Annotated in this window: 2 protein-coding genes; both read right to left on the bottom strand. The window is 67.1% G+C overall.

The window, feature by feature from the left end; translation table 11 throughout:
* Window positions 1–100: 100 nt before the first annotated feature.
* Complete coding sequence (locus IL54_RS07070) at window positions 101–661, bottom strand: hypothetical protein (RefSeq protein ID WP_037474316.1); 561 nt, start codon at window positions 659–661, stop codon at window positions 101–103.
* Window positions 661–1,516: sensor histidine kinase (locus tag IL54_RS24880; protein ID WP_193378824.1), on the bottom strand; the 856-nt coding region annotated here is incomplete at its 5' end. The genes IL54_RS24880 and IL54_RS07070, both read right to left, overlap by 1 nt.

A 1,516-nucleotide genomic window follows, 5' to 3' on the forward strand; every position in this document is an offset into this window, starting at 1 on the left:
TGATCAAGCAATGGATCAGCTATCTGCTGGTGGGGGTGTTGGACTATACCGTCACGCGGCGGCTCAATTTCCGTAACCCGGACGCGGACTGAGCGCTTTTTCAGCGCATGATGAGGTAGAAGCCGACGGCTGCCTTGCCGCCATTTTCGATCACGATGTCATAGCGATCGGTAAAAAGCGGCAGCCAGGCGCAATCGGCCTGCGGCCCGCCGACCGGCTTGGCGCAGAGCGTTTCGCCATCCGCGCCATGGACGCGGATCGACAGGTTCGCGGCGCTGCCATTTGCGGGTGCGACCGATATCTGCGCACGTTGGCCGCCGAGGAACAGCTGGCGCATCGTCACGCTACCACCGGGCACCAGCGACCCGCGCCGATAGGCCGGGCCAAGCGCACGGCCGCGAAAGGCGAGCGTGGAGGGGGCCGCGCCATGCGCCTGCGCTTCATGCGTCCAGCGGTCGGCGAGATCCTCCTGCCCCTCGGCCGGGGTTGCACCAAGCGCCTTCAAGGTCTGGACGGTGTCAAGCAAGGCGGCGTGGTTGCCGCTGGCATGGGCGGCATCGCCCTCCAGCAAGGTCCGCAGCACCGGATCGGCAGGTCGCATGTCCGCCGCGGGCGCGGCAGGTGCAGCGCCGAGCAGCAAGACGGGCAACAGCCTGATCATCAATCATCCTCCGGCTGGACGACGAAACGCGCGCCGGGCACGGCGTCCTCCACATGAAGGGAAAGGTCATGCCGCTGTGCGATCGCTCTGGCAAGCGACAAGCCGAGGCCATGGCCCCCGCCCTGCGCGCCGTCGAGCCGGACATAGCGTTCGAACACGCGATCGCGATCGGCGGCGGGGATGCCGGGTCCGTCATCCTGCACGACGATATGCGGTCCCACCGACAGGGTAAGCGACACGCTGCCGCCGCTCGGCACATATTTGAACGCATTGTCGAGCAGGTTGGAGAGCAGGCGCGTCATCTGCATCGGGTCAGCGCGCAGCATGACGCCGGGCGCGATGCGGGCGTGGAAGCCGATCCCCAATTCCTCCGCGCTCGCGCCGTAGAGGTCGGCCAGATTGTCGGCAATCTCGCTGAGATTGGTATCGAGCAGGCCGCGCAGGTCGCCGCGCATCGCCTGCGTCCCCGCAATGTCGAGCAGCGAATCGAGCAGGCGCACGACATTGCGTATTTCACCGCGCGACTGGTCGAGCGTGCGCAGCAATTCCTCGTCCTGCGTCCCCTGCATGGCTTTGAGGATGCGGGTGTCGAGATGCATGAGCGGGGTGCGGATTTCATGCGCGGTCTGGTCCGACACGGCGCGCTGCGCCTCGATCAGCCGTTCGACCTGATCGAGCATCGCATTGGTGTTGGCGGCCAGTTCGGCCAGCTCGTCATTTTCGCCAGCGCCCGGCGCCCGCGCGGTGATGCGCCCGGCGCGTACGGCGGCGAAGGCGGCGTTGACCGTTTCGACCCGGCGACGCAGGCGGCGCGCCGCGAAATGCCCGGCGGCAAGGCTGAGCAGCGCGATGACC

Source organism: Sphingobium sp. ba1 (assembly GCF_000743655.1).
Lineage (GTDB): Bacteria > Pseudomonadota > Alphaproteobacteria > Sphingomonadales > Sphingomonadaceae > Sphingobium.